Here is a 24,093-nt window from a genome sequence, read left to right as displayed (position 1 = left end):
CGGCGGTCATGCGCCATCTCCTTGCAGCAGGCGGCCGATGGCGGCCAGGCCCTGGGCTGTGGCATCGGGCGCATCGCAGGTCACCACGGTGCGCTGCATGCCGCGCAGCCAGGTCAGCTGGCGCTTGGCCAGCTGGCGGGTGGCGGCGATGCCCTGGTCGCGCAGCGCGCCCCAGGCCGGGCTGCCAGGGGCCAGCGCGTCGCCGTCGGCCTCCAGCGCGGCCCAGGCCTGGCGGTAGCCGACGCAGCGCATCGCAGGCAGGTCTGGGTGCAGGTCGCCGCGGGCGCGCAGGGCGCGCACTTCGTCGATGAATCCGGCAGCCAGCATCGCGTCGAAGCGTTCGGCGATGCGGCCATGCAGCCAGGCGCGGTCACCGGGCTCCAGCGCCAGCAGCGGCAGGGCCAGGCCGGTGCTGCGGCCCGTGCCGTGGAAGGAAGAGATCGGCCGCCCGGTCAGCTGGAACACCTCCAGCGCCCGCTGGATGCGCTGGGCATCACCGGGCGGCAGGCGGGCGGCGGTGGCGGGGTCGACGCTGGCCAGCTCGGCATGCAGCGCCGGCCAGCCCTCGGCGGCGGCGCGGGCGTCCAGCGCGGCGCGCACCGCGGCATCGGCCGGCGGCATTGCATCCAGGCCGTCGGCCAGGGCCTTGAAGTACAGCATGGTGCCGCCCACCAGCAGCGCGGTGCGGCCGCGCTCGGCGATCTCGGCGACCAGCCGGGTGGCATCGGCCAAGAACTGCGCGGCCGAGTAGGCCTGTGTCGGGTCGATGCCGTCGATCAGGTGGTGCGGCACGGCGGCGCGCTCGGCGGCGCTGGGCTTGGCGGTGCCGATGTCCATGCCGCGGTAGACCAGGGCCGAGTCGACGCTGATGATCTCCACCGGCCAGCGCTGGGCCGCGGCCAGGGCCAGTGCGCTCTTGCCGCTGGCCGTGGGGCCGGCGATGCCAATCGCGCGGGGGATCGCCGCCGGGCGTGTCATGCCGGTTGCAGCCTGTCGCCGTGGCGGTGCACCAGGGTCCAGGCCACGCCCACCGTGGCCAGCGCGGCAGCGGCCATGCCCAGTGCAAAGGCCCGGACCGTGCCGGCGGCGCCGGCGGCCCCGGGCGCCAGCGCCTGGCCCAGCCACAGGCCGATGCCGAAGGCCACGGCCGACATCGCAAAGCCCGCCAGCGCCGACACCAGCCCCGCGGCCCGCGGGAACGGCCCCACCACGCCGGCCTGGCCGCAGGGCATGTGCACGCCGTGGCCCAGCGCGTACAGGCACACCGGCGCCATCACCGCCAGCACGGACGGATCACGCCGCTGCGCCAGCAGCACCAGGGCCACGCAGGCGGCCAGGGTGATCCAGGCGGCACGGCCGACGGAGCCCGCCAGGCCCAGCCGCGGAATCCAGCGCCGGCACAGCAGCGTGCCGGCGATGTAGGCCACGGCGCAGGCGCTCATCACCGCGCCGGCGGCCGCCGGCGACAGGCCCAGCGCGCCGATCAGCACGAAGCCCGAGCCGGCCAGGAAGATGAACAGCCCGCCGTAGGTGCAGCCCACCAGCGCGGCCCAGGCCCGGAAGCCCGGGTGCCGCAGCGTGGCGCCGATCTGCCGCAGCAGCGGGCCGGGGCGGGTGGCATCGGCATGGCGGTGGCGCGCGGTCTCGGGCACCTTCAGCGCGACGAACAGACCCGTGGCCGCAGCGGCCACTGCCATGCCGGCCACCGCAGCGCGCCAGCCGAAGCCGGCCACCAGCGCGCCGCCGATCAGCGGGCTGGCAATCGCCAGCGCGCCCATGCCGGTCAGCGCCCGGGCCATCACCATGCCGCCTTCCTGCGGCTCGTACAGATCCCGCACCATCGCGCGGCCGCACACCACCACAGCCGACAGCGACGCGCCCTGCAGCGCCCGGCCCAGCACCACCGCACCCACGCTGTCGGCCAGCGCGGCGAACACGCTGGCCGTGGTGTACAGCGCCAGGCCCAGCAGCAGCACCGGCCGGCGGCCGAAGCGGTCGGCCACCGGGCCCCAGACCAGCTGGGTCAGGCCGAAGGCCAGGATCAGCGCCGACATCGTCAGCTGCACCGGCGCCATCGGCGCCTGCAGATCGGCCGCCAGCGCGGGCAGGGCGGGCAGCATCAGGTCGGTGGTGATCGGCTGCAGGCCCATCAGCAGGGCCAGCACCATGGCGGCGAACCCATGGGACATGCGGACCACCGGCGCGCCCGGCACCGATGCGGAATCGGCCGCCGGCATCAGAAGCGCTCGTCGGGCCGCAGGTAGCGCCACTGCCCGGGCGGCAGCTTGCCCAGCACCACGCTGCCGATGCGCACCCGCTTCAGGCCGGTCACCTCCAGGCCCACCAGCTCGCACATGCGGCGGATCTGGCGCTTGCGGCCCTCGCGCAGCACGAAGCGCAGCTGGTCCTCGTTGGCCCAGCTGACCCGCGCGGGCTTCAGCCGCCGGCCGTCCAGCTCCAGCCCGTGGTGCAGGGCGCGCATGGCCTCGCCGTTCAGCCAGGGTTCGCCTTGCGGCGCCGGCCGCAGCGGCCGCACCCGCACCAGGTATTCCTTCTCCACCGGGCTGTCCTCGCCGATCAGCGCCTTGGCCACGCGGCCGTCCTGGGTCAGCACCAGCAGGCCGGTGGAATCGATGTCCAGCCGGCCGGCCGGTGCCAGGCTGCGCAGGTGGCCGTGGTGGAACTTCAGCGGTGTCTTGTCCTCGGCCCAGCGGTTACCGGCGGTGACCAGGGTGACGGCCGGCTGGTAGCCGTCCTCGGCCTGGCCCGAGACATAGCCGATCGGCTTGTTCAGCAGCACGGTGACCCGCTGCGCCTGTTGGGTGCGCGCCAGCGGGTCGATGTCGATGCGCGCATCGGGCGCCACGCGCAGGCCCAGCACGGCCACCTGGCCGTTCACCCGCACCCAGCCGGCCTCGATCCATTCATCGGCCTCGCGGCGCGAAGCCAGGCCACGCTCGGCCATCACCTTCGACAGGCGCACGCCGTCGCCCTGCGGCGCGTCGGGCCCGGATTGCTGTGTACTCATGGCGGCAATTGGACCACGCCACAATCCAGCCCATGCCCCACCACCCCGACCGTCTGATCCCGCTGCAAGGCGTCAGCAACTTCCGTGACCTGGGCGGCTATGCCGGTGACGGCGGCCGCCCGCTGCGCTGGCGCCGGCTGTTCCGCAGCGACCATTTCGGCGCGCTGACCGAGGCCGACCGCGCCCAGCTGGCGGCGCTGGGCATTGCCCGCAGCTTCGACTTCCGCGGCGTGGCCGAGCGCGCCGCCACGCCTTACGAGCTGCCAGGTGCCGTGCAGCACCCGCTGTCGATCGAGCCCACGGTGGTGCAGCGCCTGCAGGCGCTGGCGGCTGCCGGCAGCAGCGTGACGGTGCCGGTGGTGCAGGACCTGATGGCCGACCTGTACCGCGCCCTGGTGCTGGACCAGGCCCACCGCTTTGAAGAGCTGTTCGCCCACCTGCTGGACGCACAGGCGCCGGTGGTCTTCCACTGCACCGCCGGGAAAGACCGCACCGGCGTGGCCGCCGCGCTGATCCTGCTGGCCCTGGGCGTGCCGCGTGACGTGGTGCTGGCCGACTACCTGCTGACCAACCAGCACTACCGCCATCCGGCGCTGCCGCAGACCGAGACCCCGATCGAGGTGCTGAAGGTGCTGTGGCGGGTGGACGACATGTTTCTGCAGGCCGCGCTGCAGACCATCGACGCCCAGCCAGGCGGCCTGCCGGCCTACCTGGACAAGCGCCTGGGCCTGGGCCCGGCGGCACTGGCAGCGCTGCGGGCGCGCTACCTGCAGCCGGCCTGAGCGGCCAGCCCCAGTTGGGGGCTCACCAGGGCCCGTCGATCAGTTCCAGCGCCTTGTTGGCCACTGCGGTGCCCACCTGGCGGCCCAGTGCGCGGCCGCTCAGGTCGCTGCGCTCCCAGTGGATGCCGGTCACCCGGCGCGAGAAGCCGGCAGCGTCGGCCGCCTCGCTGAGCGAGCGCCAGACGAAGGTGATGTCCGTGGCCGGCAGGCCGGGGTCGGTGCGGAAGGCGCCCTTGGGCACGGTGGCAGTCAGCGTGATCACATCGCTGCCGCGCACCCGGGCAATCGCCGTGGCACAGGCGGCGCTGAAGGTGCTGTGGCCGGAGACGAAGTCAGGGAACGGCGGTGAGCGGTTGGACGGCCGCTGCCAGGGAATCCAGTTCTCGCCTAAGATGGTCTGCGTGCCCTTGCCCGGGCCGCCCCATGCGCGGATCGACTGGCCGCGGAAGCGGACCGGAATCACCGAGGCCGGCCGCGCCTGGTCGTGGAAGCGCTTGGCATCCCAGGCGGCGATGCTGGCGTCCAGACCGGCCTGGGACGTGGTGAAGAACAACTTCACGTCGCGGTCCAGGTCGTTGCAGTCGATCTGCGACACCTGCTCGGCGATCTGCAGCCATTGGCCGGGCGGTGTGACGGCGCCCGGGTTCTGCGCAAAGAAGTCGCCCAGCGCCTTGCTGCGGTCATCCAGCGTGGCGCTCAGGTGCAGGACCTCGTCGATCTCGGCCTGGGTGGCGCCACGGGGGCTGAGCGATGGCCGGAAGACCGATCCCGAACTCAGCGCGAATGGCCGCACCCGGCCCCAGTGCGGGGTGAGGAACTTCTGCACCGTCAGGACGCCGGCGGAATTGGGCAGGCGCAGCGGCTGCCAACGGTCGATGTCGGTCACCAGATCGGGCGTGTTGACGCTCTGGTAGCCGGTCCAGTCGCTGTAGGCGCCCACGGCCAGGTCACCGCGCATGTTGGCGCCGTCGTTGTTGCGCGACGCGATCACCTTGCCCGCCACATTGCGGCCGACGGAGCCGGCCGACAAGCCGCCCAGCGACAGCCAGGCGTCGCTGATGCTGGACTGCAGCAGCGGATCGAACAGCGAGACCTGGGTGGGGAACAGCTCGGTCAGCACGCCGTGGGCGGCATGGCTGATGGCCACCCGCTTGTTGATGCTGTTCCATTCCAGCGCCAAGCGCCTGGACAGCCCGGGCTGGGTGAAGTAGGCCCAGGCGTCGTAGTGGGCCCAGGCGTTGTAGATGGCCTCGTGCACCATGGCCAGCGACCGGGCGGCGATGGTCACCGGCATCACCGTGTTCTGCACGGCCTGCAGCATCACGCGGTTCCACTGCACCACGATGCTGGGGGTGCTGGTGGCATGGGCCGGACCTGTGGCGGCGAGCGCGGCGCCTGCGGCCGCGGTGCGGGTGAAAAAGTCGCGACGGTGCATGCGGGTGACCCTGGACAGCGGAGGGCCAGGGCTGGCACTCCATCTCACCGTTTATGGCATGTTTGTCAGATACCGCGAATCCCGCGTTTCGGCGGTTGATGCCGATTCAGCGCCCGCGCAGGAACATGGTGTCGAGTTCGCGCAACGTCAGCTGCCGCCAGGTGGGCCGGCCGTGGTTGCATTGGTCGGACCGCTCGGTGCGTTCCATGTCGCGCAGCAGGGCGTTCATCTCGGGCAGGGTGAGCTGGCGGTTGGCGCGCACCGCACCGTGGCAGGCCATGGTGGCCAGCAGGTCGTCACGGGCGCGCTGCACCACCCGGCTGGCCTCCACTTCGCCCAGCTCGGCCAGCACGGCGCGGGCCAGCGCCACCGGGTCGGCGTCGGGCAGGGCGGCCGGGCGGGCGCGCACGGCCAGCACGCCCGGCGACAGCGGCGCCACATCCAGGCCCAGGGCGGCCAGCGCGTCGGCGCAGGTCTCGGCTGCGGCCAATTCGGTGGGCGTGGCGGCGAAGGTGGCGGGGATCAGCAGCGGCTGGCTGGGCAGGGCCTGACCGGCACCGTCGCCCTGGGCGGCCTTGAGACGCTCGTAGACGATGCGCTCGTGCGCGGCATGCATGTCGACCACGACCAGGCCCTGGGCGTTCTCGGCCAGGATGTAGGCACCGGCCAGCTGGGCCAGGGCGCGACCCAGTGGCCACGCCTCGGCGGCTGCGGGCGGGTTGGCGGAGATCGCGGCAGCGGGCATCGGCACGGTTGTCGCGCCGGCCAGTGCGTCGGCGCCAGGCCAGCGGGGCGCCGGCTCCTGCGCGTACAGCACGGCCAGGTCCTGCAGACCGAGGCGGACCTGCCCGCCGGCCACCGCCGGCGCCCAGACCGGGCGCGCCGGCGCCGTGGCCGTGCCGCCGCCGTTGAAGTCGTCAGGGAGGTCGGCGAACGGCATGGCGGCCGGAGCCGGCTGCAGGGCGGCCGCCACGGCCGGCGCGCGCGAGGGCGCCAGCGCTTCCTCCACCGCGTGGCGCACCGCCTGGTGGACTTCGCGGCCATCGCGGAAGCGCACCTCGATCTTGGTCGGGTGCACGTTCACGTCCACCCGCAGCGGATCGATGGTGACGAACAGCACCCAGCTGGGCTGGCGGTTGCCGTGCAGCACATCGTCGTAGGCGGCGCGGGCACCGTGGGTGATCACGCGGTCGCGCACGAAGCGGCCGTTGACATAGGCGTACTGCTGGTCGGGCCGGCTGCGGGCGGCATCGGGCAGGCCGACACGGCCATGCACATGCACCGGGCCCAGGTGCAGGTCGACCGGCAGGCTCTGGGTGATGAAGTCGGCGCCCAGCACGTCGGCGATGCGCTGTGCCGCGGCCTGGGACGGGCCGCCGCCGGTGGCGCGGCGCCACTGCGCCACCAGCTTGCCCTCGTGCCAGACGGCAAAGCCGACCTCGGGCCGCACCAGGGCGTGGCGGCGCACGGCCTCCAGGCAATGCGCCAGCTCGGTGGCGTCGGTCTTCAGGAACTTGCGCCGTGCCGGCGTGGCGAAGAACAGCTCGCGCACTTCCACGCTGGTGCCGGTGGCGCGGGCGGCGGGTTGCAACTCACCGCTGCGGGCATCCAGCCGGCTGGCGTGGGCGGCATCGGCGGTGCGGCTGGCCAGGCTGAGATCGGCGATCGAGGCGATGGCGGCCAGCGCCTCGCCGCGGAAGCCCATGGTGCCCACGGCTTCCAGATCGTCAAGGCTGGCGATCTTGCTGGTGGCGTGGCGTTGCACCGCCAGCACCAGCTGGTCGGCCGGGATGCCGCTGCCGTCGTCCTCGACGACGATGCTGCGCACGCCGCCAGCGAGCAGGCGCACGGTGATCTGTGTGGCGCCGGCGTCCAGCGCGTTGTCGACCAGCTCGCGCACCACCGAGGCGGGCCGCTCCACCACCTCGCCGGCAGCGATCTGGCTGATCAGCGCATCGGGCAGGGCCTGGATGCGACGCGGGGCAGTGGCCGATGTCATGACCGGATTATCCGGGGCGGGTGGCGCGTCATCCCGGCCCCGGATAATCCGCCGCCATGGACGCCATCATGACCCTGGTCGACTTCATCCTGCATGTCGACCGCCACCTGAAAGAATTTGTCGACGCCTACGGTGGCTGGGTTTACGCGCTGCTGTTCCTGATCATCTTCGTCGAGACCGGGCTGGTGGTGATGCCCTTCCTGCCGGGTGATTCGCTGCTGTTCGTGGTGGGTGCGCTGGCCGGTGCCGGGTTGTTGAACTACCCGCTGGTGATGGCCCTGCTGCTGGTGGCCGCGGTGGCGGGCGACCAGGTCAACTACAGCATCGGCCGTTATTTCGGCCCGAAGGTCTTCGCCTGGCCGGACTCCCGCTGGTTCAACCGCCGCGCCTTCGAGCAGGCCCATGCTTTCTACGAGAAGTACGGCGGCATCACGCTGGTGCTGGCGCGCTTCATGCCGTTCGTGCGCACCTTCGTGCCCTTCGTGGCCGGCGTGGCCGAGATGAGCCGCGGCAAGTTCAGCTTCTACAACATCACCGGCGCCATCTTGTGGGTGGTCGGCCTCGTGACGGCTGGCTATGTCTTCGGCAACGTGCCCTGGGTGCAGGCCAACCTCAGCAAGATCATCTGGGCCATGATCATCATCCCCGGCCTGATCGCGATCTTCGGCGCCTGGAAGGCGCGGCGTGCGGCTGTGGCTTGAGGCTGCTGCGGGCTCGTTGCGGAACTTGCCGGTTCGCCATCTTCAGCGCGATCGCGCAGAACCCGAAGACCGCTACGAGCCCAAAGTTGCCGGATCACCAACCAGCCGCTGCCCCATCGCTGCGTGGATCAAAGGCGCCCTCGATGCGTCCGTCGGGATGGCGCACCAATGCACCGGCGTGGCCCATGGTGTCACTGAAGGCATCGGCGACCAGTTCCACCGTGTGGCCGGCAGCGCGCAGTTGTGACACCAGGGACGGGTCGAAGCGTGGCTCCAGTTTCAGGCTGGTCGACACGTCGCCCCAGGTGCGGCCCAGCAGCCAGCGCGGTGCGCTCACCGCCTGCTGCAGCGGCTGGCCAAAACGGGCATAGCGGGTGTAGACCGCGGCCTGGGTCTGCGGCTGGCCCTCACCACCCATGGTGCCGTACGGCATCACCCGGCCATCGGCAAAGCGGGCCAGCGACGGGTTCAGCGTGTGGAAGGGCTTGCGGCCGGGCTGCAGGTGGTTCAGCGCCTTCGGATCCAGCGCAAAGCTGATGCCGCGGTTCTGCCAGCAGATGCCGGTGTCCGGCACCACCACGCCCGAGCCCCATTCCCAGTAGACACTCTGGATGAAGCTGACCGCCCGGCCCTGGCCGTCGATGGCACCCATCCAGATGGTGTCGCCCGGTGCCGCCGGCTGCGGCCAGGGCAGGGCGCGCTGCATGTCGATGGGGCGTGCCCGCGCATCCAGCGCACCAGGTTCCAGATAGCTCTGCGGGTCGGCCGGCAGGCGGCCACGGTCGGTCACCACCCGGTCGCGCACCAGGAAGGCCTGCTTGGTGGCTTCCACCAGGCCGTGCAGGTGGTCGAAGCCCTCGGCCTGCTGCACGCTCAGCCGGTCGAACAAACCCAGGATCAGCAGCGCCGCCAGGCCCTGGGTCGGCGGCGGCAGGTTGAAGACCTCGGCCTCCTGCAATTGCACCCGCAGCGGCGCCACCAGCAGGGCACTGTAGGCGGCCAGATCGGCGGCCGTCACCGGGCTGCCCACGCTGGCCAGACCGGCGGCGATGCGCGCGGCCAGCGTGCCGCGGTAGAAGCTGTCCAGCCCGTCCTGGGCCAGGGCCTGCAGCGTGGCGGCCAGCGCCGGTTGGCGCAGCAGGCTGCCCACCGCCGGCACGGTGCCGCCCGGCATGTAGGTGTCGGCAAATCCAGGCTGGGGCCGCAGCTCTGCCAGCTTCTGGTGGTTCAGGCCGTGCTGGCTGACGCTGACGGTGCAGCCCTGCTCGGCATGGCGGATGGCGTCGGCCAGCAGCCGGGCCAGCGGCAGCGGCGCCTGCCAGCCGGCGGTGCTGGCCAGGGCCCGGGCCCAGCCGCCCACGGTGCCGGCCACCGTCAGTGCGGCCAGCGGGCCGCGGCTGGGGATGGCCTGGGTGTGGCCCTGGCGGGCATACCAGCCGATGTCGGCCGCCGCGGCGGCGGGGCCGCAGGCATCGATGGCCAGCGGCGGGGCGCTGCCTTGCGCGGGATCATGGATCAGCCAGAAGCCGTCGCCGCCGATGGCGTTCATGTGCGGGTAGACCACGGCGATGGTGGCGGCCGCTGCCACCATCGCCTCCACCGCGGTGCCGCCGTCGCGCAGCACGTCGCGGCCGGCCTGGGCAGCCAGATGGTGGGGGGCGACCACCATGCCGCCCAGGGCGGTGTGGGTGTGGATCATGCGGGGCTCCGGTGCGGGGTTGGGGGGCGCTGTCATTCTGCCGGCACAGTGCGCGCTGGCAGAATGCCGGGTTTTGCATCAACCAGCCCGCGACCACGCGGCGCGACGAGGGAACCACACCATGATGGACGAGAACGACGATGGCGCCCGCGTGGGCCTGTGGGTGGTGCTGGGCATCATCACGCTGCTGCTGTTCGGGCTGATCTTCGGCCTGGGCTTCCGCGCCATGCAGGCCAAGAAGGCGCCCGCGCCGGCTGCGGCTGCCGCACCGGCCGTGGCCGTGGTGGTCGATGTGCTGATCGAAGGCCCGCTGGCCGGTGAGATCGTCGGCAAGCTGTTCTTCGAGGTGGCCAAGGCCGAGCTGCCGGCCGATGCCACCGCGGCGCTGGCGCCCGTGCTGCAGGCGCTGGCCGCCAATCCCGGCAAGAAGCTGGTGATTGCCGGCTTCCATGACCCGAGCGGCGACCCTGCCGTCAACCACGAGCTGGCCAAGAACCGCGCCAAGGCCGTGCGCGCGGCCATCACCTCGCAGGGTGTGGACGCCGCCCGCGTGGCACTGCGCAAGCCCGAGCAGACAGCCGTCGACGGCCCGGCCGACGAGGCCCGCCGCGTCGAGATCCGGCTCGTCGACTGAGGCTGGCTACAGCGCCCGCTGGCGTGCCAGCGGCGGGTTGCGCGCGAAGTACCGGCGGATGCCGGTGTGCAGCGCCTCCACCAGCTGGTCCTGGTAGGCCTCGCTGCGCAGCTTGGCCTCTTCGTCGGGGTTGGAGATGAAGGCCGTCTCCACCAGGATGCTGGGGATGTCGGGCGCCTTCAGCACCGCGAAGCCGGCCTGCTCGACGCTGCGCTTGTGCAGCGTGCCCACCTTGCCGATGCGCTCCAGCACCTCGCGGCCGATCTTCAGTGAATCCTTGATCTGCGCGTCGGTGCTCATGTCCAGCATCGCGCGCAGCACCTGGGCGTCCTTCACCGCCACGGTGTTGACGCCGCCCACCACATCGGCGGCGTTCTCCTTGTTGGCCATCCAGCGCGCCGCCGCGCTGCTGGCGCCGGTGGACGACAGCGCGAACACCGACGCGCCCCGCGCCTGCGGCGTGAAGAAGGCATCGGCATGGATGGACACGAACAGGTCCGCCTGCACCCGCCGGGCCTTGCGCACCCGTTCGCCCAGCGGCACGAAGTAGTCGGCATCTCGGGTCAGCATCGCGCGCATGCCGGGCACGCTGTTGATGCGGTCGCGCAGCTTCAGTGCCACGGCCAGCACCACGTCCTTCTCGCGCAGGCCGGTGGGACCGATGGCGCCGGGGTCCTCACCGCCATGGCCGGGATCGATGGCCACCACCACCAGGCGGTCGATGCGGCGCTGTTCGTCGGGCGCCAGCGGCGTGTGGGCCGGGGCGGCGGTCATCTGCGGCGGCGTGGGCGCCGGTGCTGCAGCGAGCGCTGTGGCCACCACCGGCGCCGGCGCCGGCCGCAGCGGGCCCGACGCGGGCTGGGCCGACACCGGCGCGGGCTGCTCGATGCGGGCGATGAAGCTGCCCAGCGCATCGTCCAGCCCGCGTTCGGCCTGGCCGGTGGCCGCCTCGCGCTGGTTGATCAGGTCCAGCAGCGGATCACGCGCCTCGGTGGGGAACAGGTCGAACACCAGCCGGTGCTGGTAGGCCGCCACCGGCGCCAGCGTCAGCTGCTGCGGTGCCACCGGCTGCTTCAGGTCGATCACCAGGCGCACCACCCGCGGCTGGTTCTGGCCCACCCGCACGCCGGCGATGAACGGGTCGTCGCTGCGCACCTTGCCCACCAGTTCGCGCAGCGCCGGGCTCAGCTCCAGGCCGTCGATGTCGACCACCAGGCGCGGCGGGTTCTCGGCCAGGAACTGCCGTGCGGCCAGGGCCTGGTCGCTCTCGATGGTGACGCGGGTGTAGTCCTGCGCCGGCCAGACCCGCACGCCGACGATGCTGGCGCCGAAGGCGATGTCGGCCGCGCCCAGGCCCAGCGCCAGGGTGCCCATCTGCAGCAGCGCCTGGCGGCGTGTGGTGGCGTCCTTCATGCCGACCGCGGCGCCAGCAGGGCCACGCCCCGCGGCGTGTGGGCGGTGGCGGTGACCTGGCGCAGGGCATCGTCCAGCGGTGCGATGGCCAGGTCCAGGTCGGGCACGGGCAGCAGGCCAGCGGCCTGCTCGGGCCATTCGGCGATCTTCAGGCCCGGGCGGGCGAACACATCGCGGAAGCCGGCGTCCTCCCACTCCCGCGGGTCGGTGAAGCGGTAGAAGTCGAAGTGCGCTGCCTCGCCGCCGCCGGGCAGGCCGTGCGGCTCCATCACCGCATAGGTGGGGCTCTTGATCCGGCCCTGCACGCCCAGCGCGCTCAGCAGGTGGCGCACGAACGTGGTCTTGCCGGCACCCAGCGGGCCGTGCAGGGTGATGAACGCTGCGGTGATGCCAGGTTGTGCCGCCAGGCCGGCGGCAAAGGCCGCGCAGGCGGGCTCGTCGTCCCAGGTCAGGACCCGGGTTTCTAGAATCGGCAGATGGGCGACAGGCGTGGTCAAGGGCAGGCAGGGCCGGTGGAGGTGGAGCGGTCGCGGCCGCCCGTGGACCCGGCCGCGCTGCTGCTGCAGGTGCAGGCCTGGGGCCAGGCGCTGGGATTTTCACAGATCGGTGTGGCCGACGTGGACCTGGCCAGCGCCGAGCCCGGCCTGCTGGCCTGGCTGGCCGCCGGCCACCATGGCCGCATGGCCTACATGGCCGCCCACGGCCTGAAGCGCGCCCGCCCGGCCGAGCTGGTGCCCGGCACGCTGCGGGTGATCACCGCCCGCATGGACTACCTGCCCCGCACCACCAACAACATCACCGCCGATGACTGGCAAGCGCAGGAGGCCGCCCGCCTGGCCCAGCCGCAGCAGGCGGTGGTCTCGGTCTATGCCCGCGGGCGGGACTACCACAAGGTGCTGCGCCAGCGCCTGCAGACCCTGGCCGACCAGCTGCAGCAGGCGGTGGGGCCGGTGGGCCACCGGGTGTTCACCGACTCGGCGCCGGTGCTGGAGGTCGAGCTGGCCGCGCGCAGCGGCATCGGCTGGCGTGGCAAGCACACCCTGCTGCTGCACCGCGAGGCGGGCTCGATGTTCTTCCTGGGCGAGATCTACATCGACCTGGCCCTGCCGCTGACGCCGCCGGTGAGCGGCCATTGCGGCGCCTGCAGCGCCTGCATCACTGCTTGCCCCACCCAGGCCATCGTGGCGCCCCACCGGCTGGATGCGCGCCGCTGCATCAGCTACCTCACCATCGAGCTGGACGGGGCGATCCCGGCCGAATTCCGCGCTGCCATCGGCAACCGCATCTACGGCTGCGACGATTGCCAGCTGGCCTGCCCCTGGAACAAGTTCGCCCAGCGCAGCCCGCTGCCGGATTTTGATGAGCGCCATGGCCTGGGCAGCGCCAGCCTGCTGCAGCTGTGGGACTGGGATGAGGCCGCCTTCCTGCGCCACACCGAAGGCAGCGCCATCCGCCGCATCGGCATCGGGCGCTGGCGGCGCAACCTGGCGGTGGCGCTGGGCAACGCCTGGCGGGCCACCGGCGATGCGGCGCTGGCCGACGCGCTGCAGCACGCGCTGCCGGCGGCCGATGCGCTGCTGGCCGAGCACATCGGCTGGGCACTGGCCCAGCGCGCCCTGCCGGCGGTCTGATCCGATGTCCACCGCACCGACAGGGCGGCGGTGGCGCTGCGATCATCGTGCTCCCCGAGCTTCCGCGCCCGCCATCCATGCAACGCCGACTTGTCCTGCTGGCCCTGGCTGCCAGCCCCGCCATGTCCCATGCCGTCGAGGAACCCGACTACACCGTCGAACGCACGCTGGATGCCGGCAATGCCATCGAGCTGCGCCGCTACGCCGGCTATGCGGTGGCCGAGGTGACTGTTCCCGGCCCGGCCGACAGCGCCGGCAACACCGCCTTCCCGATCCTGGCCGGCTACATCTTCGGCGGCAACCAGGGGTCCCGCAAACTGGCGATGACGGCCCCGGTCACCCAGGCGCCGCAGAAGCTGGCGATGACCGCGCCCGTCACCCAGACAGCGGCGGGCGACAACCATGTGGTGCAGTTCGTGCTGCCCAAGGGCGTGACCGCCGAGAACGCGCCGGTGCCCAACGATGCCCGGGTGCGCCTGCGCGACGTGCCGCCACGGCGGCTGGCGGCGGTGCGCTTCTCCGGCTTCTGGAACCAGGCCAACTATGCCGAGCACCTGGCCAAGTTGACCGCGGCCATGCGCGCCGCCGGCCTGCAGCCGGCCGGCGAGCCGGTGCTGTCGCGCTACAACCCGCCGATCACGCCCTGGTTCCTGCGCCGCAACGAGATCTGGATCGATCTCGCCTGATCAGGTGTGTGTCACCCAGCTGGCGTGCTCGGCACTGTCCAGGTGGGGCAGGGTGTTGAAGGTGACCAGCGCCAGCCGCTTGGGGTTGACCGCAAATTCACTGACTGCGCTGTTGCGGATGCGCAGGTTCAGCTCGATGCTGGTCTCGGCCGGCGCGCCGAGCACCTGGGCCACCACGGTTGAAATCGGCCCACCGCTGCTGACGATCAGCACGTCACCGTCGGGGACCGCCCGAACCCGGGCCAGCGCATCGTGGATGCCGCCCACGAAGTCGGCGTAGCTGGGCATGCCCTGCGGCTGGGTGCGCCCGGCCATCCAGGCGGCCAGGCCGTCGCGCAGGATGCGGAAGTGCTGGCGGTAGGCCTCGGGCGTGTCGGCCTTGGCCAACGGCTGCGGGTGGATGGCGGCGATCACCGCATGGCTGTCGTACTCGTTCAGCCCGGGCAGCTGCAGCGTGGCCTGGCGCTGGCCGAGTCCTTCGGCGATGGCGTCGTAGCTTTGGATCTGGCGCTGCAGCGTGCCGGTCAGCACCGCCGCAAAGCGCCTTCCCTTGGTGGCGAAGTAGCGACCCAGCTGGGTGCACTGCTGCACCCCCAGCGGGCTCAGCTGGTCGTAGTTGTCGGCGCCGAACGAGGCCTGCCCATGGCGCACGAGGTAGAGGGTTCCCATGGCGCGGGATTGTGGCCAGCGGCCCGGAGCGCCTTTGTCGCGGCGGCGACCGGACGCCGGCTCACCAGCTTGGTGCGGCGTCCTGCGCCAGGCTGGTGCAAGTCAGCCGGCGCAGAGAAAAAAAACCCCCCGACGCAACACGCCGAGGGGTTGGACCAAAGGGCCTGCGCCCTGCTGAGGAGATAGACAGACACTGTTGCAGAGTGTCGAGCCTTCAACAGCAAGCGCCGTGCCCGCCGGCTGGCTGATGCCGCTCAGGCGGCCTTCTCCACATGCCCGTGGCGGGTGTAGAGGAAGTCCAGCACCTGCTTGCGGCAGTGCACGTAGTCGTGGTCTTCGGCCAGCTCCACCCGGTTGCGCGGTCGCGGCAGGTGCACTGGGAGGATCTCGCCGATGGTGGCGGCGGGGCCGTTGGTCATCATCACGATGCGGTCACTCAGCAGCACCGCCTCGTCCACATCGTGCGTGACCATCACCACCGTGCTCTGGGTGCGGGCCACGATCTTCAGCAGCTCGTCCTGCAGGTGGGCGCGGGTCAGCGCATCCAGCGCGCCGAAGGGCTCGTCCATCAGCAGCACCTTGGGCTCCATGGCCAGCGCACGGGCGATGCCCACCCGCTGCTTCATGCCGCCCGACACCTCGTGCGGCCGCTTGTGCAGCGCATGGCCCATGCCCACCAGGGCCAGCGCGGCGGCGGTGCGCTCCTTCAGCCGGGCCTTGGGCTCGGTGGCGCCGAACACCCGCTCCACCGCGAGGTAGACGTTGTCGAAGCAGGTCAGCCAGGGCAACAAACTGTGGTTCTGGAACACCACCGCCCGCTCCGGGCCGGGCGCGGCGATCTCGCGGTTGTCGCAGATCAGCACGCCGCTGCTGGGCAGGGTCAGGCCGGCGATCAGGTTCAGCAGCGTGCTCTTGCCGCAGCCCGAGTGGCCGATCAGGGTGACGAACTCGCCCTTGGCCACGGTGAGGTGGATCTCCCGCAGCGCATGGAAGCGGCCCTTGCGGGTGGTGAACACCATCTCGGCGTTCTGCACTTCGATGAATTGGCTGGTCATGGTGCTGTCCTCAGTCGTCGAAGGAGAAGCGGCGGGCCACCAGCATCAGCATCTGCTCGAGCAGCAGCCCGACGATGCCGATCACGAAGATGGCGATGATGATGTGCTGGACGTTGAGGTTGTTCCACTCGTCCCACACCCAGAAGCCGATGCCCACGCCGCCGGTCAGCATCTCGGCGGCCACGATCACCAGCCAGGCCGTGCCCACGGAGAGGCGCACGCCGGTCAGCATGTAGGGCAGCACGGCGGGGAACAGGATGCGGGTGATGATCTTCCACTCGCTGAGGTTCAGCACCCGCGCCACGTTCAGGTAGTCCTGCGGCACGCGCTGCACGCCCACGGCGGTGTTCACCACCATCGGCCAGATGCTGCAAATGAAGATGGTCCAGATGGCGGCCGGGTTGGCCGCCTGGAACACCAGCAGGCCGATCGGCAGCCAGGCCAGCGGGCTCACCGGCTTGAGCAGGCTGATCAGCGGCGAAAACATGCGGCTGAAGAACTCAAAGCGGCCGATGATGAAGCCCAGCGGAATGCCCACCAGCGCCGCCAGGCCGAAGCCGATGGCCACCCGCTGCAGGCTGAACAGGATGTTCCAGCCGATGCCCTGGTCGTTCGGGCCCTTGCTGTAGAAAGGGTCGGCGAACAGCTTGACCGCGGCGTCGAAGGTCTTGGCCGGTGACGGGAAGCTGGTGCTGTTCATCGTCAGCAGCGCCCAGACGCCGACCAGCAGGGCCATGCCCAGCACCGGTGGCAGCACCCGCATCGTCAGCTCGCGCCAGTCGAAGGGCTCGCGCGGCGGCTTGGCGGGCCGCTCGGCCGGCGTGGCCGCGGGCGTCGCCGCTGCACGCGGCGGGGACTCGGTGGCGGGACGGGGCTCGGTGGCGGCCGCGGCAGCAAGGCGGGGCTCGGCTGCCGCGGCAGCCTCGAGCGGGGTGTGGAAGACGGCACTGACCATGGGGGGCTCCTTCATGCGGTGGCTGGGCGCGCCGGCCTCAGGCCTTGATCTTGAAACCGTCGGCGTACTTGGCCGGGTCCTTGCCGTCCCAGACCACGCCGTCGATCATCTTGGTGCTGCGCATCACGTCCTTGGGCACGCTGATCTTCATCGCCGAGGCGACCTGCTTGTAGAGGTCGACCTGGTTGACCTGCTTGGCCACCGCGAGGTAGTCGGGGTGGTCCTTCAGCAGGCCCCAGCGCTTGTGCTGGGTGAGGAACCACATGCCGTCGCTCAGGAACGGGAAGTTCACCAGCCCGTCGTTGAAGAACTTCATGTGGTTGGGGTCGTCCCAGGTCTTGCCCATGCCGTTCTGGTAGCGGCCCAGGATGCGCTGGTTGATCGCGTCGACGCTGGTGTTGACGTAGCTCTTGTCGGCCACCGTCTCGGCCATCTTCATCTTGTTCTGCAGGCCGGCGTCGATCCAGCGGCCGGCCTCGATCACGGCCATCATCACCGCGCGCGTGGTGTTGGGATACTTCTTGACGAAGTCGCCGGTGGTGCCCAGCACCTTCTCGGGGTGGTCCTTCCAGATGTCCTGGGTGGTGTTGGCGGTGATGCCGATGCCGTCCATGATGGCGCGGTGGTTCCAGGGCTCGCCCACGCAGAAGCCGTCCATGTTGCCCACCCGCATGTTGGCCACCATCTGCGGCGGCGGCACGGTGATCAGCTTGGCGCCGCTGACCGGGCTGATGCCGGCGGCGGCCAGCCAGTAGTTGATCCACATCGCGTGGGTGCCGGTGGGGAAGGTCTGGGCGAAGGTGTAGTCGCGCTTGTCGCTGGCCATCAGCTTGGCCAGGCTGGGGCCGTCGACCGCGCCCTTGTCCGCCAGCTTCTTGGACAGCGTGATGGCCTGGCCGTTGTGGTTCAGGTTCATCAGCACGGCCATGTCCTTCTTGGGGCCGGCCGTGCCCAGGTGCACGCCGTAGACCAGGCCGTACAGCACATGGGCCATGTCCAGCTCGCCGTTGACCAGCTTGTCGCGCACGCCGGCCCAGCTGGCTTCCTTGGTGGGGATGATCTTCACGCCGTACTTCTTGTCGAAGCCCAGCACGCTGGCCATCACCACGCTGGCGCAGTCGGTCAGCGGGATGAAGCCGATCTTGACCTCCTCCTTCTCGGGCTTGTCCGAGCCCTGGGCATAGACGGCGGCCTGCAGGCCGGGAATCAACCCGGTGGCGCCCAGCGCCGCGCCGGCGCGGATCAGGCTGCGGCGGCCGGTGTCCACACCGGCATCGGTGGGCGCGGGGGTCGGGGTCGGGGGCAGGGCGGTCATGGGGCGGGCTTTCCGTGGAGACAAATGAAAAGGCGTCCGCACCGGGCAGCTCTGCAGAGCCAAAGGTGGGGACGCCATCGTCCGGTGCCGGTCGGGCGCGCACAGGGCGCCGGCGGCAGATCAGGGAAGGCCGTCGTTGACCTTCATGCCCATCCTCTCGCAAACCCTGTGCCAGGGCCTTGGCCCGGGGACGGACCGGCCCGGACATGCTGCGATGCACCAAAGGCGGATGCCTGCGGCTGAAATTTCGCACCACGGCGCCGCATTCCAGTGCGCCCGCACCGCCAGGCGGCCTGCCGGCTGGCGCCGGGTCGGCCCGTACACTCCGCCGCCATGCAAGTGCTGGGCATCGAATCCTCCTGCGACGAAACCGGCGTGGCCCTGGTGCGCACCCGCGCCGTCGGCACGCCGGAGCTGCGCGCCCATGCCCTGCACAGCCAGATCGCCATGCACCAGGCCTACGGTGGCGTGGTGCCCGAGCTGGCCTCGCGCGACCACATCCGCCGGGTGCTGCCGCTCACCCGGCAGGTGCTGGACGAGGCCGGCGCCACGCTGGCCGACGTCGACGTGGTGGCCTTCACCCGCGGCCCGGGTCTGGCCGGTGCGCTGCTGGTGGGCGCAGGCGTGGCCTGCGCGCTGGCCGCGGCGCTGGGCAAGCCGGTGCTGGGCGTGCACCACCTGGAGGGGCACCTGCTGTCGCCCTTCCTGTCAGCCGACCCGCCGGAGTTTCCGTTCGTCGCGCTGCTGGTGTCCGGCGGCCACACCCAGCTGATGCGGGTGGACGCGGTGGGCCAGTACACCCTGCTCGGCGAAAGCATCGACGATGCCGCCGGCGAGGCCTTCGACAAGAGTGCCAAGCTGATGGGCCTGGGCTACCCGGGCGGGCCGGCGCTGTCCAGGCTGGCCATCACCGGCCGTGCCGATGCGTTTGCCCTGCCGCGGCCCTTGCTGCACAGCGGCGACCTGGATTTTTCGTTCGCCGGCCTGAAGACGGCGGTGCTCACCCAGCACCGCAAGCTGGGGGACGCACCCACGCCGGCGCAGCTGGCCGACCTGGCGGCCAGCACCCAGGCGGCCATCGTCGAGGTGCTGGTGAAGAAATCCATCGCCGCGCTGAAGGCCACCGGCCTGCGGCGGCTGGTGGTCTCCGGCGGCGTGGGCGCCAATGCCGAGCTGCGCCGCCAGCTGGATGCCGCCGCACTGAAGCGCGGCTGGCGTGTGCACTACCCCGAGCTGGCGCTGTGCACCGACAACGGCGCCATGATCGCCTTGGCCGCGGCGATGCGGCTGCAGGCCGGCGCCGGCCAGGCGTCGATGGACCATGCCTTCGACGTGCGGCCGCGCTGGCCGCTGGACCAGATCGACAGCCCGGCAGCCCCGCGCGTCAGTTGACGGTCAGCTGCGTGGCGCGCACCGCGCCGCGCTTGGCCAGCTGCAGCGTCAGCACGCCGTGCTCCATCTTTGCGCTGGACTCGGCCTGGTCCACCTCCACCGGCAGCGTGAAGCTGCGGGCGAAGCTGGCCACCGAGCGCTCGGCGTACAGCACCCGCTCGCCATCCTTCTTCTCGCTGCTCTGCACTGTGCTGGCTTCCACGGTGACGCGGCGGCCCTCGATGGCGATCTTCACGTCTTCCTTGGTCACCCCAGGCAGGTCGAGCTTGACGGTGTAGCTGCGCTCGGTCTCGGCCACGTCCAGCGCGGGGCTGCGGGTGGCGGGGGCCTCGGCGCGGCTGGGCACGCCGAACAGGTTCTCGTCGAACAGGCGGTCGAAGCTGCGGGCGAGGTCGGCGCTGTGGCGGGTCAGGGGCACGAGAAACATGGTCAACTCCTGGATTGGTTGCGGGTGTCGGGCGGTGCGTGGCGGGTGTCCGCCGTGCTGCCCATGCCCCTGAATTGACCCCGCCGCGGCCTCTTTCAAGAGGCCATTTTTTGTGCTGGCGCAAGCCGCCGCACCCTTGAAATCGCCAGCCCTGACCACCATGCGCTCCACCATCGCCCAGCTGCCCGGCAGCAAGATCCGCGACGTCGCCAACGCCGGCCTGGGCCGGCCCGATGTGCTGGCCTTCTGGTTCGGCGAGAGCGACGAGGTGACGCCCGCAGAGGTGCGCCAGGCGGCCGCTGAGTCGCTGCAGCGCGGCGAGACCTTCTACAGCCACAACCTGGGCATGCCGGAACTGCGCGAGGCCCTGCGCGCCTACACCGCCGGCCTGCATGGCGACCCCGGGCCCGACCGCATCGCCGTCACCTCGTCGGGCGTGACCGCGCTGATGACCGCGATGCAGCTGCTGGTGGATGCCGGCGACGAGGTGGTGGTGGTGGTGCCGGTGTGGCCCAACCTGCCGGCCCAGCCGGCCATCCTGGGCGCGAACGTGGTGCGGGTGCCGCTGGCACCCGATGCCGCCGGCGCCTGGCGGCTGGACCTCGACCGCCTGCTGGCCGCGGTGACACCGGCCACCCGGGTGCTGCTGTTGAACGCACCCAACAACCCCACCGGCTGGGCGCTGAGCCGCACCGAGCAGCAGGCGCTGCTGGCCCACTGCCGCCGCACCGGCACCTGGATCGTGGCCGACGAGGTCTATGACCGTGTCTGGTTCGGCGCCGGCCGTGCTGCCCCCAGCTTCTCCGACATCAGCACCCCCGACGACCGCCTGATCGTCGTGCACAGTTTCTCCAAGAGCTTCCTGATGACCGGCTGGCGCCTGGGCTGGCTGCTGCTGCCCGCCGGCCACCTGGACGCGGTGGGCAAGCTGATCGAATTCAACAGCAGCTGCGCGCCGGTGTTTGTGCAGCGCGGCGGGCTGCAGGCGCTGGCGATGGCCGATGACTTCGTCCCGCCGCTGGTGGCGCGGCTGCGCGCCGGGCGCGATGCGCTGTGCCCGGCGCTGGCGGCGCTGCCGGGCGTGCAGTCGGCCACGCCGGACGGCGGCATGTATGCCTGGTTCCGCGCGCCGGGCGCCGGCGATTCGCTGGCCTTTGCCAAGCACCTGGTGGCCGATCACGGCCTGGGTCTGGCGCCAGGGGCCGCCTTCGGGCCCGAGGGCGAAGGCTGGCTCCGCTGGTGCTTTGCGTCACAGGACACGGCGCGCCTGCTGGCCGGCGTGGACCGGCTGAAGCACGCGCTCAGGCTATAATCCGCCGGTTTTGCGCGCTGGGGCCCTGCCTTGGTGCGTGGAACACAGCACGGCGCAGGTTGGTTTCACCCGCGACCGCAAGTCAAAACCGGAAACCGCCCCAGCATCGGAAATGGCTGGAGACGGCGGCTTCCATTCCAACAGGAAACACCATGTCCATCGACAAGGCCATCCGCGCCGACATCGTCAGCAACAACGCCCGCGGCACCGCCGACACCGGCAGCCCCGAAGTGCAAGTGGCGCTGCTGACCGCCCGCATCAACGACCTGACGCCCCACTTCAAGACCCACCTGAAGGACCACCACGGCCGCCGCGGCCTGCTGCGCATGGTCTCGCGCCGCCGCAAGCTGCTGGACTACCTGAAGGGCAAGGCGCCCGAGCGCTACACCGCGCTGATCGCCAAGCTGGGCCTGCGCAAGTAAGGTGTTGACACGATGAAGAGCCTGTCTGGCATTCCCCAGCACAGGCTCTTCTTGTTTTGGAGCTGAACTCCGCTTCGTCAACGGCAGTGCTGTGTCATTCCAACGGCGTCCTGGTGGACATCACTGGAATGGCATCCCGCCCACGAGGCTCTCCGCTCCCGGTTTCCATCGGCGCCACCGCAAGTGCGCCTGACAACCAAAGGAGATGATTCCATGGGTCTGTTCAACAAAGTCACCAAGTCCTTCACCTGGGGCAACCACCAGGTCGTGATGGAAACCGGCGAAGTCGCCCGCCAGTCCAGCGGCGCCGTCATCGTCGACATCGAAGGCACCGTGGTGCTGGCCACCGTGGTGGCCAAGACCGAGGCCAAGGCCGGGCAGGATTTCTTCCCGCTGACCGTCGACTACATCGAGAAGACCTACGCCGCCGGCAAGATTCCCGGCAGCTTCTTCAAGCGTGAAGGCCGCCCCAGCGAGCTGGAGACCCTGACCAGCCGCCTGATCGACCGCCCGATCCGCCCGCTGTTCCCCGAGGGTTTCTTCAATGAAGTCCAGGTGGTGGTGCATGTGCTGAGCCTGAACCCCGAGGTGCAGGCCGACATCGCCGCGATGATCGGCACCAGCGCCGCGCTGTCGATTTCCGGCATCCCGTTCACCGGCCCGATCGGCGCCGCCCGCGTGGGCTACGTCAACGGCCAGTACGTGCTGAACCCGGGCAAGACCGAGCTGGCCAACAGCCAGATGGACCTGGTGGTGGCCGGCACCGAAGCCGCCGTGCTGATGGTCGAATCCGAAGCCAACCAGCTGAGCGAAGAGGTGATGCTGGGCGCCGTGGTCTATGGCCACGACATGGGCAAGATCGCCATCAATGCCATCCACGAGCTGGTGCGCGACGCCGGCAAGCCCGAGTGGACCTGGGCCGCCCCGGCCAAGAACGAGCCGTTCATCGCCCGCGTGACCGAGCTGGCCGAAGGCCCGCTGCGCGCCGCCTACCAGATCCGCAGCAAGCAGGCCCGCACCCAGGCCTGCCGCGAGGTCACCAGCAACGTGATGGCCGCACTGAAGGCCGACGGCACCACCTTCGACAAGGTGGAAGTCGAAGGCCTGCTGTTCGAGATCGAAGCCCGCATCGTGCGTGGCCAGATCCTGGCCGGCGAGCCGCGCATCGACGGCCGCGACACCCGCACCGTGCGCCCCATCGAGATCCGCAACGGCGTGCTGCCGCGCACCCACGGCTCGTCGCTGTTCACCCGCGGCGAGACGCAGGCCCTGGTGATCGCCACCCTGGGCACCGACCGTGACGCCCAGCGCATCGACGCCCTGGCCGGCGACTTCGAAGACCGCTTCATGCTGCACTACAACATGCCCCCGTTCGCCACCGGCGAAACGGGCCGCGTGGGCAGCCCCAAGCGCCGCGAAATCGGCCACGGCCGCCTGGCCAAGCGCGCGCTGATCGCCGCCCTGCCCAGCAAGGAAGACTTCCCGTACACCATCCGTGTGGTGTCGGAAATCACCGAGTCCAACGGCTCCTCGTCGATGGCCTCGGTCTGCGGCGGCTGCCTGGCGCTGATGGACGCCGGCGTGCCGATGAAGGCCCATGTGGCCGGCATCGCCATGGGCCTGATCAAGGACGGCAACCGCTTCGCGGTGCTGACCGACATCCTCGGTGACGAGGACCACCTGGGCGACATGGACTTCAAGGTGGCCGGCACCACCGGCGGCATCACCGCCCTGCAGATGGACATCAAGATCCAGGGCATCACCAAGGAAATCATGCAGGTGGCACTGGCCCAGGCCAAGGAAGCCCGCCTGCACATCCTGGGCGTGATGCAGGGCGCCGTGGGCGAGGCCAAGGCCGAGGTCAGCCAGTTCGCCCCGCGCCTGTACACCATGAAGATCAATCCGGAGAAGATCCGCGACGTGATCGGCAAGGGCGGCGCCACCATCCGCGCGCTGACCGAAGAGACCGGCTGCACCATCGACATCGGCGAAGACGGCACCATCACCATCGCCAGCACCGACGGCGAGAAGGCCGAGTTCGCCAAGAAGCGCATCGCCGAGATCACCGCCGAGGCCGAGATCGGCAAGGTCTACGAGGGCCCGATCACCAAGATCCTGGACTTCGGCGCCCTGGTCAACATCCTGCCCGGCAAAGATGGTCTTCTGCACATCAGCCAGATCGCCCACCAGCGCGTGGAGAACGTGACCGACTTCCTCAAGGAAGGCCAGGTCGTCAAGGTCAAGGTCATGGAGACCGACGAGAAGGGCCGCATCAAGCTGAGCATGAAGGCCCTGATCGAGCGGCCCGAAGGCATGGAAGAAGAGCGCTTCGAGCGCCCGCGCCGCGAGTTCGGCGACCGCCCGGACCGCGGCCCCCGCGGTGACCGTGGCGACCGCCCGCCGCGCCGTGAGCGCAGCGAGCGCCCGGAGCGCAGCGATGCCCCGGCTGCCGATGCCGCACCGGCTGCTGACGCACCGGCCGCTGCACCGGCCCCGGCCGCCCCGGCTGCCGACAGCGGCACCGGCCAGGCCTGATCG

22 protein-coding genes are annotated in these 24,093 nt (G+C 70.9%); 9 read left to right on the top strand and 13 right to left on the bottom strand.

Features of this window, described 5'->3' with window-relative positions:
• Positions 1 to 6: 6 nt before the first annotated feature.
• Genes miaA through FFT10_RS05645 form a run of 3 tightly spaced genes read right to left on the bottom strand, consistent with a single transcriptional unit; the run spans position 7 to position 3,028 of the window.
• Positions 7 to 978, bottom strand: coding sequence for a tRNA (adenosine(37)-N6)-dimethylallyltransferase MiaA (gene miaA / locus FFT10_RS05655; protein ID WP_137731801.1), 972 nt, complete (start codon positions 976 to 978; stop codon positions 7 to 9).
• Positions 975 to 2,189 (bottom strand): MFS transporter, encoded by a 1,215-nt coding sequence (locus FFT10_RS05650; RefSeq protein ID WP_228026968.1) that lies wholly within the window; start codon positions 2,187 to 2,189, stop codon positions 975 to 977. Before FFT10_RS05650 ends, miaA begins: the two co-directional genes overlap by 4 nt.
• 47 nt (positions 2,190 to 2,236) lie before the next feature.
• Entirely contained in the window at positions 2,237 to 3,028 is a 792-nt protein-coding gene (locus tag FFT10_RS05645; protein WP_137731799.1) for a pseudouridine synthase, read from the bottom strand.
• A 32-nt stretch (positions 3,029 to 3,060) separates the two neighbouring features.
• Between FFT10_RS05645 and FFT10_RS05640 the strand changes: the two genes are divergently transcribed.
• Positions 3,061 to 3,810, top strand: coding sequence for a tyrosine-protein phosphatase (locus tag FFT10_RS05640; protein ID WP_137731798.1), 750 nt, complete (start codon positions 3,061 to 3,063; stop codon positions 3,808 to 3,810).
• A gap of 22 nt (positions 3,811 to 3,832) precedes the next feature.
• On the opposite strand, the gene FFT10_RS05635 is transcribed toward FFT10_RS05640, so the two are convergent.
• Positions 3,833 to 5,245, bottom strand: a complete 1,413-nt coding sequence (locus FFT10_RS05635; protein WP_137731797.1) for a vanadium-dependent haloperoxidase — start codon at positions 5,243 to 5,245, stop codon at positions 3,833 to 3,835.
• Positions 5,246 to 5,351: 106 nt separating this feature from the next.
• Positions 5,352 to 7,244, bottom strand: coding sequence for a DNA mismatch repair endonuclease MutL (gene mutL / locus FFT10_RS05630; protein WP_137731796.1), 1,893 nt, complete (start codon positions 7,242 to 7,244; stop codon positions 5,352 to 5,354).
• A gap of 56 nt (positions 7,245 to 7,300) precedes the next feature.
• On the opposite strand from mutL, the gene FFT10_RS05625 reads away from it, so the two are divergent.
• Positions 7,301 to 7,945, top strand: coding sequence for a DedA family protein (locus tag FFT10_RS05625; RefSeq protein WP_137731795.1), 645 nt, complete (start codon positions 7,301 to 7,303; stop codon positions 7,943 to 7,945).
• A 94-nt stretch (positions 7,946 to 8,039) separates the two neighbouring features.
• On the opposite strand, the gene FFT10_RS05620 is transcribed toward FFT10_RS05625, so the two are convergent.
• Positions 8,040 to 9,644 (bottom strand): gamma-glutamyltransferase family protein, encoded by a 1,605-nt coding sequence (locus FFT10_RS05620; RefSeq protein ID WP_137731794.1) that lies wholly within the window; start codon positions 9,642 to 9,644, stop codon positions 8,040 to 8,042.
• Between the two features lie 121 nt (positions 9,645 to 9,765).
• Here FFT10_RS05620 and FFT10_RS05615 point away from each other — a divergent pair, with 121 nt between their 5' ends.
• A complete protein-coding gene (locus tag FFT10_RS05615) occupies positions 9,766 to 10,278 on the top strand; it encodes an OmpA family protein (protein WP_137731793.1) in 513 nt (170 codons plus the stop codon).
• Positions 10,279 to 10,284: 6 nt separating this feature from the next.
• Here FFT10_RS05615 and FFT10_RS05610 read toward each other — a convergent pair whose 3' ends face one another.
• Together FFT10_RS05610 and tsaE are read right to left on the bottom strand one after the other, a co-directional pair.
• The gene (locus FFT10_RS05610) at positions 10,285 to 11,691 is read right to left on the bottom strand and encodes an N-acetylmuramoyl-L-alanine amidase (RefSeq protein ID WP_137731792.1); all 1,407 of its coding nucleotides are present in this window, start codon (positions 11,689 to 11,691) and stop codon (positions 10,285 to 10,287) included.
• Positions 11,688 to 12,188: a tRNA (adenosine(37)-N6)-threonylcarbamoyltransferase complex ATPase subunit type 1 TsaE gene (gene tsaE, locus FFT10_RS05605; protein ID WP_373282463.1), complete on the bottom strand. Its 501-nt coding sequence runs from the start codon at positions 12,186 to 12,188 to the stop codon at positions 11,688 to 11,690. Before tsaE ends, FFT10_RS05610 begins: the two co-directional genes overlap by 4 nt.
• Here tsaE and queG point away from each other — a divergent pair.
• On the top strand, positions 12,168 to 13,322 hold the full coding sequence (queG, locus tag FFT10_RS05600; protein WP_174246079.1) for a tRNA epoxyqueuosine(34) reductase QueG: 1,155 nt from the start codon (positions 12,168 to 12,170) through the stop codon (positions 13,320 to 13,322). The genes tsaE and queG overlap by 21 nt on opposite strands.
• A 77-nt stretch (positions 13,323 to 13,399) precedes the next feature.
• Positions 13,400 to 14,008 carry an SOUL family heme-binding protein gene (locus FFT10_RS05595; RefSeq protein ID WP_228026967.1) on the top strand — a complete coding sequence of 203 codons (609 nt, stop codon included), beginning with the start codon at positions 13,400 to 13,402 and terminating at the stop codon, positions 14,006 to 14,008.
• Here the strand turns inward: FFT10_RS05595 and FFT10_RS05590 are convergent, their stop codons facing one another.
• From FFT10_RS05590 to FFT10_RS05575, 4 genes are all read right to left on the bottom strand, one after another.
• Entirely contained in the window at positions 14,009 to 14,677 is a 669-nt protein-coding gene (locus tag FFT10_RS05590; protein WP_137731791.1) for a histidine phosphatase family protein, read from the bottom strand.
• A gap of 254 nt (positions 14,678 to 14,931) precedes the next feature.
• Complete coding sequence (locus FFT10_RS05585) at positions 14,932 to 15,732, bottom strand: ABC transporter ATP-binding protein (protein WP_137731790.1); 801 nt, start codon at positions 15,730 to 15,732, stop codon at positions 14,932 to 14,934.
• 10 nt (positions 15,733 to 15,742) lie between these two features.
• The gene (gene ntrB / locus FFT10_RS05580; protein ID WP_137731789.1) at positions 15,743 to 16,687 is read right to left on the bottom strand and encodes a nitrate ABC transporter permease; all 945 of its coding nucleotides are present in this window, start codon (positions 16,685 to 16,687) and stop codon (positions 15,743 to 15,745) included.
• Positions 16,688 to 16,724: 37 nt separating this feature from the next.
• Positions 16,725 to 18,002 carry a CmpA/NrtA family ABC transporter substrate-binding protein gene (locus tag FFT10_RS05575; protein ID WP_137731788.1) on the bottom strand — a complete coding sequence of 426 codons (1,278 nt, stop codon included), beginning with the start codon at positions 18,000 to 18,002 and terminating at the stop codon, positions 16,725 to 16,727.
• 333 nt (positions 18,003 to 18,335) lie between these two features.
• Here FFT10_RS05575 and tsaD point away from each other — a divergent pair, with 333 nt between their 5' ends.
• Positions 18,336 to 19,394 (top strand): tRNA (adenosine(37)-N6)-threonylcarbamoyltransferase complex transferase subunit TsaD, encoded by a 1,059-nt coding sequence (gene tsaD / locus FFT10_RS05570; RefSeq protein WP_137731787.1) that lies wholly within the window; start codon positions 18,336 to 18,338, stop codon positions 19,392 to 19,394.
• On the opposite strand, the gene FFT10_RS05565 is transcribed toward tsaD, so the two are convergent.
• Complete coding sequence (locus FFT10_RS05565; protein WP_162520698.1) at positions 19,387 to 19,821, bottom strand: Hsp20/alpha crystallin family protein; 435 nt, start codon at positions 19,819 to 19,821, stop codon at positions 19,387 to 19,389. The genes tsaD and FFT10_RS05565 overlap by 8 nt on opposite strands.
• A 160-nt stretch (positions 19,822 to 19,981) precedes the next feature.
• Between FFT10_RS05565 and FFT10_RS05560 the strand changes: the two genes are divergently transcribed.
• The 3 genes from FFT10_RS05560 (at position 19,982) to pnp (ending at position 24,090) form a co-directional block, all read left to right on the top strand.
• Positions 19,982 to 21,133 carry a pyridoxal phosphate-dependent aminotransferase gene (locus FFT10_RS05560; RefSeq protein ID WP_137731785.1) on the top strand — a complete coding sequence of 384 codons (1,152 nt, stop codon included), beginning with the start codon at positions 19,982 to 19,984 and terminating at the stop codon, positions 21,131 to 21,133.
• Positions 21,134 to 21,285: 152 nt separating this feature from the next.
• Positions 21,286 to 21,555, top strand: coding sequence for a 30S ribosomal protein S15 (gene rpsO / locus FFT10_RS05555; RefSeq protein WP_137731784.1), 270 nt, complete (start codon positions 21,286 to 21,288; stop codon positions 21,553 to 21,555).
• A gap of 213 nt (positions 21,556 to 21,768) precedes the next feature.
• A complete protein-coding gene (gene pnp / locus FFT10_RS05550) occupies positions 21,769 to 24,090 on the top strand; it encodes a polyribonucleotide nucleotidyltransferase (protein WP_137731783.1) in 2,322 nt (773 codons plus the stop codon).
• The last annotated feature ends 3 nt before the right edge of the window (positions 24,091 to 24,093 follow it).

It is taken from the genome of Pseudaquabacterium pictum (assembly GCF_005403045.1).
In the GTDB taxonomy this organism is placed as follows: domain Bacteria; phylum Pseudomonadota; class Gammaproteobacteria; order Burkholderiales; family Burkholderiaceae_C; genus Pseudaquabacterium; species Pseudaquabacterium pictum.
Note: the sequence above shows the minus strand (reverse complement) of the source record. Positions and strands in the feature narration are given on the sequence as shown.

Bases quoted from the DNA above. Each gene is read 5' to 3' on its own strand.
- miaA (WP_137731801.1), bottom strand. From the start codon at position 978: ATGACACGCCCGGCGGCGATCCCCCGCGCGATTGGCATCGCCGGCCCC.
- FFT10_RS05650 (WP_228026968.1), bottom strand. From the start codon at position 2,189: ATGTCCCATGGGTTCGCCGCCATGGTGCTGGCCCTGCTGATGGGCCTG.
- FFT10_RS05645 (WP_137731799.1), bottom strand. From the start codon at position 3,028: ATGAGTACACAGCAATCCGGGCCCGACGCGCCGCAGGGCGACGGCGTG.
- FFT10_RS05640 (WP_137731798.1), top strand. From the start codon at position 3,061: ATGCCCCACCACCCCGACCGTCTGATCCCGCTGCAAGGCGTCAGCAAC.
- FFT10_RS05635 (WP_137731797.1), bottom strand. From the start codon at position 5,245: ATGCACCGTCGCGACTTTTTCACCCGCACCGCGGCCGCAGGCGCCGCG.
- mutL (WP_137731796.1), bottom strand. From the start codon at position 7,244: ATGACATCGGCCACTGCCCCGCGTCGCATCCAGGCCCTGCCCGATGCG.
- FFT10_RS05625 (WP_137731795.1), top strand. From the start codon at position 7,301: ATGGACGCCATCATGACCCTGGTCGACTTCATCCTGCATGTCGACCGC.
- FFT10_RS05620 (WP_137731794.1), bottom strand. From the start codon at position 9,644: ATGATCCACACCCACACCGCCCTGGGCGGCATGGTGGTCGCCCCCCAC.
- FFT10_RS05615 (WP_137731793.1), top strand. From the start codon at position 9,766: ATGATGGACGAGAACGACGATGGCGCCCGCGTGGGCCTGTGGGTGGTG.
- FFT10_RS05610 (WP_137731792.1), bottom strand. From the start codon at position 11,691: ATGAAGGACGCCACCACACGCCGCCAGGCGCTGCTGCAGATGGGCACC.
- queG (WP_174246079.1), top strand. From the start codon at position 12,168: ATGGGCGACAGGCGTGGTCAAGGGCAGGCAGGGCCGGTGGAGGTGGAG.
- FFT10_RS05595 (WP_228026967.1), top strand. From the start codon at position 13,400: ATGCAACGCCGACTTGTCCTGCTGGCCCTGGCTGCCAGCCCCGCCATG.
- FFT10_RS05590 (WP_137731791.1), bottom strand. From the start codon at position 14,677: ATGGGAACCCTCTACCTCGTGCGCCATGGGCAGGCCTCGTTCGGCGCC.
- FFT10_RS05585 (WP_137731790.1), bottom strand. From the start codon at position 15,732: ATGACCAGCCAATTCATCGAAGTGCAGAACGCCGAGATGGTGTTCACC.
- ntrB (WP_137731789.1), bottom strand. From the start codon at position 16,687: ATGGTCAGTGCCGTCTTCCACACCCCGCTCGAGGCTGCCGCGGCAGCC.
- FFT10_RS05575 (WP_137731788.1), bottom strand. From the start codon at position 18,002: ATGACCGCCCTGCCCCCGACCCCGACCCCCGCGCCCACCGATGCCGGT.
- tsaD (WP_137731787.1), top strand. From the start codon at position 18,336: ATGCAAGTGCTGGGCATCGAATCCTCCTGCGACGAAACCGGCGTGGCC.
- FFT10_RS05565 (WP_162520698.1), bottom strand. From the start codon at position 19,821: ATGTTTCTCGTGCCCCTGACCCGCCACAGCGCCGACCTCGCCCGCAGC.
- FFT10_RS05560 (WP_137731785.1), top strand. From the start codon at position 19,982: ATGCGCTCCACCATCGCCCAGCTGCCCGGCAGCAAGATCCGCGACGTC.
- rpsO (WP_137731784.1), top strand. From the start codon at position 21,286: ATGTCCATCGACAAGGCCATCCGCGCCGACATCGTCAGCAACAACGCC.
- pnp (WP_137731783.1), top strand. From the start codon at position 21,769: ATGGGTCTGTTCAACAAAGTCACCAAGTCCTTCACCTGGGGCAACCAC.